Source organism: uncultured Brevundimonas sp. (genome assembly GCF_937863155.1).
Lineage (GTDB): Bacteria > Pseudomonadota > Alphaproteobacteria > Caulobacterales > Caulobacteraceae > Brevundimonas.
In genome coordinates this window covers 1-5,686 of sequence record NZ_CALMFB010000006.1, presented here as the reverse complement: position 1 = coordinate 5,686, position 5,686 = coordinate 1, and the positions used below count along the sequence as shown (strand labels likewise).

Here is a 5,686-nt window from a genome sequence, read left to right as displayed (position 1 = left end):
ACGCCGTGGTCCATCTGATCGACGCCCAGGCCGAACTGGGCGCCGAGGGCCGCGAAGGCACGCCCGCCGACCGCCGCTCGGCCGAGGACACCGAAACCATCATCGCCAATCTGAAGGCGACGGGGGCCAAGGCCATACTGGCGCTGAACAAGATCGACGGCATGCGCCGCGACACCCTGCTGGCGCTGTCGCAGCGTCTGTTCGATGCGGGCGTCTATACCGACGTCTTCATGATCTCTGCCCTGGCGGGCGACGGGGTCGAGGATCTGAAGGCGCATCTGGCCGGGCTGATGCCGCAGGGGCCGTGGCTGTATCCCGAAGACCAGGCCGCCGACGTGCCCGCGCGCGTCCTGGCCGCCGAAATCACGCGCGAGAAGGTCTATCTGCGGGTGCATGAGGAACTGCCCTATTCGGCGGCGGTCGAGACCACGGCCTTTGACGAGCGGCCGGACGGTTCGGCCCGGATCGAACAGACCATCTATGTCGAGCGCGAGAGCCAGCGGCCTATCGTTCTGGGCAAGGGCGGCCAGACGCTGAAATGGATCGGCCAGAAGGCGAGGGAGGAGCTGACGCTGATCCTGGACCGGCCGGTGCACCTGTTTCTGACGGTCAAGGTCGATCCGAAATGGCAGGACAGCCGCGCGCTGTACGCCCAGTTCGGCCTGGAGTTCGACGTCTAGTTTCGTGTTTCAGGTTCCCAAGACCGCCGGGGGGCATCCCCGGCTTGTGATGGCGTTTCTGGCGGTTCTGGTCGTCGGCGGGGCGGCCCTGGCGGCCGTGGCCACGTCGCGGACTGAACTGAACCGCGCCACGCCGACGACCGCCCCGGCTGAACGCCCGCCGGTGGTGGTGGTCGAGGATCTGCCCATCCTGGCGGTGCGCCTGCGGGCCAGCCCGTTCATGGGCGGCGTTCTGGTGGCCCAGGGCGACCGGGTGCTGTTCCGCCAGGTCTATGGCGCCGCCGACCATCAGACAGGCGCGCCGCTGAAACTGGACAGCCGGTTCCGCCTGGCCTCGGTGTCCAAACAGTTCACGGCCGCGGCGGTGCTGAAGCTTCAGGACGACGGCGTTCTGGATGTGCGCGATCCGGTCTGTCGGTGGATCGATCCGTGTCCCGCCGCCTGGGCGCCGGTGCGCATCCATCACCTGTTGTCCCACACCTCGGGCATTCCCGACCTGATGGCGCGGCCGGGGTGGGGCGCCCGGCGGATCACGCCGGCGACGCTGACGGAATTGACCACGGATTCGACGGCTTATGCGCTGCAGTTCGCGCCAGGAACAAAGGTGCGATACAGCAACGCCGGCTATAATCTGGCGGCCGCCATCGTCGAAAAGGCGTCGGGCCAGCCGTTCGAGGCCTTTCTGAAAACCCGGCTGTTCGATCCGCTGGACATGGCGGACACCGGCCTGGGCGAAGCGGCCGGTCTGGCGCGCGGCCACGCCAATCTGCCCGGCGGGCTGGCGGGTCAGGACCGGGCCAATGTCTCGATCATCCTCGGCGCCGGCGCCGCCTATGGCACGCTGGACGACATGCTGGCCTGGCAGCGGGCCTTGCATCACGGCCGGGTTTTGACGGCCTATTCCTACGCCCAGATGACCGGCGACCACGCCCCCCACGATCCCGAGGCGCGCGGGCGGTTCCGCGACCGTCAGTGGGGTTATGGCCTGTTCACCGACGCCATCGGCCGGCGCGTCGATCCGGCCCTGGATGACCGGCAGATCTTTCATACCGGCAGCTGGTCCGGCTTCCGCAATCTGGTGACCTGGCAACCGGACAGCGACATCACCGTGATCGTGCTGTCGAACAACTATCACCAGCGCGATCAGGTGCTGCTGATCGCCCAGCAGGCCATCGCCGAGGCCCTGGGGCGACCGATCCCGACGGCGATGGCGCGCTGAGAGGGGTTCAGGCCGTGCGGTTCAGGGTGACGGCGCGGCCGTCGCCTTCGGCGGCGCGGCCCGTGGCGCCATAGGCCGAGGCCGGCGGACGGGCGGCGGCCATTTCCTCGGCGATGGCGCGGACCAGGCCTTCGGACACGATACGCGCCGCCTCGACCGCGCGGCCGTGGCGAGCCAGGACCGCCTCGAACGCCTGGGTCGCCGCGATCAGCGCCATCCGGTCGCCCAGGGGCGCGCCGGCCAGGATCTCGGGGTTGGCCTTCACCTGGGCCGACTCGCGGCGATAGGCGTTGGCCATCTCCTGGGTCTCGGCCATGCCTTCGACGACGTCCTGCGGGCGCCGGGCCTCGAAGGCGCGCGTCTCGTTGATCAGCCGGTCGGTCAGGTCTTCGGTCAGGCGGATCAGTTGGCGCACCCGCGCCAGCGCCAGGTCGGTTCCGGCGGTCATTGGGGCGTCTCCTGCATCTTCAGCATTTCCGACAGCACCTGGTCGGCCAGGCCGACGCCGCCGGCGCGCGCGGTCTGTTTGGCCATGGCTTCGACCATGAAGCTGCGCCACATCTCTTCGCCCTGGCCGCCGCCGAACGGGCCATCGGTCGACAGCCCCTCGAACATCGGCTTCATCATCTGGGCCAGGAAGCTGGCCTCGAACGCCTGGGCGGTCTCGCGCATCTGGGCGGTCGGCTGGGGCCGCGAGGGCAGGGGCGCCAGGAGGTCGGGGGAAACGGTCAGGTCGCTCATGCTCACATCACCTCGATTTCGGCCTGCAAGGCGCCGGCGGCCTTCACCGCCTGCAGGATGGAGATCATGTCGCGCGGGCTGACCCCCAGGGCGTTCAGGCCGTTGACCAGGGTGGCCAGGGACGCGCCGCCGTTGATGATGCGCATCTCGCGACCCAGCTCCTCTTCGACCGCCACATCCGACTGGGGGACCACGGCGGTCTGGCCCTGGCTGAACGGCGCGGGCTGGCTGACCTGGGGCGTTTCCTGGACCGAGACGGTCAGATTGCCCTGCGAGATGGCGACGGTGGAGATGCGGACGTTCTCGCCCATGACGATGACGCCGTTGACCTCGTCGATCACCACCTTGGCCGGCGCATCCACCTGGACCGGCAGGTTCTCGATGCGGCTGATGAAGCCGGCCATGCCCAACTGGGCCGGCGCGCGCAGCGACACCACCGCGCCATTGTCGGCCATGGCCGCGCCCGGATAGGCGCCGTTGATGGCGGCGGCCACGCGCTGCGCCGTGGTGAAGTCGGGGTTGCGCAGCGTCAGCCGCACCTCGTTCATGTTGGCCAGGTCAAAGTGCGTCTCGCGCTCGACCGTGGCGCCCGAGGCGATGCGGCCGGCGGTCGGAACGCCGCGCGTCACCGACGACCCCGACACGCCCGAGGCCGAGACGGCGCCGGTCTGGATCGAGCCCTGGGCCACCGCATAGACTTGGCCGTCCGCGCCCTGCAGGCTGGTGACCAGCAGCGTCCCGCCCAGCAGGCTCTTGGCGTCGCCCATGGTCGAGACGGACACGTCGATGCGCGATCCGGGCGTGCTGAACGCCGGCAGTTCGGCGGTCACCATGACGGCGGCCAGGTTCTTGGTGTTGGCGTTGGACGAGCGGATGTTGACGCCCAGCCGCTCCATCATCCCTTCCAGAGACTGGCGGGTGAAGGGCGAGTTGCGCAGGGAATCGCCGGTCCCGTTCAGCCCGACCACCAGGCCATAGCCGACCAGCTGGTTCGAGCGGACGCCCTCGACAGCCGCAATGTCCTTGATCCGCGACTGGGCCAGGGCCGCATCGGGCAGGGCCGCCAGCGCCAGGGCGGCGAGGGGGGCGATTAGGGCGGCAAGCAATTTCTGCATCGCGGGGCTTTCCGGCAAGACTGTCGATTAACCGTGATGCGAAACCCGTGCCGCGACGCCGCGTCATTAAAATCAACGGCTTGCAACTTCGCTGGTCAGGACTGGCGGCAGATTCTGCCGGGGCGTTAACCAAGTGGTGACGCTCGGCGGTTCACGGTCGGCCATGGACAGGAGCGCCCGCCCATGAAGGTGACAGGACCGTCTGGACCCGCATCGACCGCCCCCGGCCGCCCGGCCGCGCGATCAGCCGCGGGGTTCAGCCTGAGCGGAACGGCCACGCCCGAGCGGGCGTCGGCGGGGGCGACCTCGGGCGTCGGCGGCGTGGCCGATGTTTCGGCCCTGATGGCCCTGCAAGGGGTCGAGGACCCGACCGAGCGTCGGCGCCGGGCCGTGCGGCGCGGCGGCGGCCTGCTGGACCGGCTGGACGAGCTGAAACTGGCCATGCTGGGCGGTGAAACGGGCGAGGCGGCGCTGGATCGCCTGGCGCGGGCGGTGCGCGAGGAACGGCCGACGGACGCCGACCCCGGCCTGACCGCCGTGCTGGACCAGATCGACCTGCGCGCGGCGGTGGAGCTGGCCAAGGCCGAGCTTCGCCGCGCCTGACCCCTGAGCCTGGTGAAAACCCCTAGTGATGAAGAATTGTCACGGCCGGGCGCCCATGCGCGGCCAAGCTGATCACGGACGCGCGAACGCCGTTGCCGCGACTCGCCGATTTCCATTATACGCGGTCCACGCCAAGGGGGGCGTTTGGGAAGAGCGTGAGTGCGATGACCGCATTAGCGTCTGTGGCTGTGGAAACTTCGGCGTATCAACCGTCCGACGACGAGCCGTTCATGAACGAGCGGCAGCTGGCCTATTTCAAGGGCAAGCTGCTGGCGTGGAAGGACGACATCCTCAAGGAATCGCGCGGCACGGTGGTGAACCTGAAGGCCGAGACCGAGAACCATCCCGATCTGGTGGACCGCGCCTCGTCCGAATCCGACCGGGCGCTGGAACTGCGGACCCGCGACCGCCAGCGCAAGCTGATCTCCAAGATCGACGAGGCCCTGCGCCGGATCGAGGACGGCTCCTACGGCTATTGCGAAGATACGGGCGAGCCGATCAGCCTGGGCCGACTGGAAGCCCGGCCGACCGCCACCCTGTCGGTCGAGGCCCAGGAACGCCACGAACGCCGCGAGCGCGTCCACCGCGACGACTGATCACCCGGTTCGCCTTGACTTCGCCCGGTGACGGCGCGACCTAGCGCGCCTTGCTTCTTCAAGGTCGCCTGATTTCATGTCCGTCAAGGTCCGCTTCGCCCCGTCGCCGACGGGGAAACTGCACGTCGGCAATGTGCGCACCGCCCTGGTCAACTGGATGTTCGCCAAAGGGTTGGGCGGCAGTTTCGTCCTGCGCATCGACGACACCGACCTGGCTCGCTCGACGGCCGAGTTCGAACAGGGGATCGAGGACGATCTGACCTGGCTGGGCCTGTTGTGGGACGAGCGGCACAACCAGTCCAAGCGGTTCGACCGCTATGAGGCCGCGGCCGAAAAGCTGAAGGCCGATGGCCGGCTTTATCCCTGCTACGAAACGGCCGAGGAACTGGACCGCCGCCGCAAGGTGCAGCTGTCGCGCGGCCTGCCGCCCGTCTATGACCGCGCCGCCCTGAGCCTGACCGACGCCGAAAAGGCCGCCTTCGAGGCCGAGGGCCGCAAGCCGCACTGGCGGTTCAAGCTGGACGGCAAGCGGGTCGCCTGGGAAGACCTGGCGCGCGGCCATGCCGAGGTGGACACCGCCTCGATGTCGGACCCGGTGCTGATCCGCGAGGACGGCCTGTTCCTGTACACCCTGCCGTCGGTGGTCGACGACATCGACATGGCCGTCACCCATGTGATCCGGGGCGAGGACCACGTCACCAACACCGGCGCCCAGATCGAGATCTTCGAGGC

At 68.9% G+C, this 5,686-nt stretch carries 8 protein-coding genes; 5 read left to right on the top strand and 3 right to left on the bottom strand.

Translation table 11 applies throughout. The features are described 5' to 3' along the window. The coding region (gene era, locus Q0581_RS00700; RefSeq protein ID WP_298696418.1) for a GTPase Era at nt 1-680 on the top strand (680 nt) is incomplete at its 5' end. Nucleotides 681-729: 49 nt separating this feature from the next. After that, the gene (locus Q0581_RS00695; RefSeq protein ID WP_298696417.1) at nt 730-1,899 is read left to right on the top strand and encodes a serine hydrolase domain-containing protein; all 1,170 of its coding nucleotides are present in this window, start codon (nt 730-732) and stop codon (nt 1,897-1,899) included. A gap of 7 nt (nt 1,900-1,906) precedes the next feature. Here the strand turns inward: Q0581_RS00695 and Q0581_RS00690 are convergent, their stop codons facing one another. The 3 genes from Q0581_RS00690 to Q0581_RS00680 are packed head-to-tail and all read right to left on the bottom strand — an operon-like array spanning nt 1,907 to nt 3,755. Next, nucleotides 1,907-2,347, bottom strand: coding sequence for a flagellar basal-body protein FlbY (locus Q0581_RS00690; RefSeq protein WP_298696414.1), 441 nt, complete (start codon nt 2,345-2,347; stop codon nt 1,907-1,909). Further along, nucleotides 2,344-2,640, bottom strand: a complete 297-nt coding sequence (locus Q0581_RS00685; protein WP_298696412.1) for a rod-binding protein — start codon at nt 2,638-2,640, stop codon at nt 2,344-2,346. Before Q0581_RS00685 ends, Q0581_RS00690 begins: the two co-directional genes overlap by 4 nt. Nucleotides 2,641-2,642: 2 nt before the next feature. Then, a complete protein-coding gene (locus Q0581_RS00680) occupies nt 2,643-3,755 on the bottom strand; it encodes a flagellar basal body P-ring protein FlgI (RefSeq protein ID WP_298696410.1) in 1,113 nt (370 codons plus the stop codon). Between the two features lie 183 nt (nt 3,756-3,938). On the opposite strand from Q0581_RS00680, the gene Q0581_RS00675 reads away from it, so the two are divergent. The 3 genes from Q0581_RS00675 to Q0581_RS00665 all read left to right on the top strand — a co-directional run. Continuing rightward, a complete protein-coding gene (locus Q0581_RS00675; protein WP_298696407.1) occupies nt 3,939-4,358 on the top strand; it encodes a flagellar assembly protein FliX in 420 nt (139 codons plus the stop codon). 164 nt (nt 4,359-4,522) lie between these two features. After that, nucleotides 4,523-4,954, top strand: coding sequence for an RNA polymerase-binding protein DksA (gene dksA / locus Q0581_RS00670; protein WP_298696404.1), 432 nt, complete (start codon nt 4,523-4,525; stop codon nt 4,952-4,954). A gap of 76 nt (nt 4,955-5,030) precedes the next feature. Beyond that, nucleotides 5,031-5,686 (top strand): glutamate--tRNA ligase family protein (locus Q0581_RS00665; protein ID WP_298696401.1); only part of this gene is annotated, 656 nt, incomplete at its 3' end.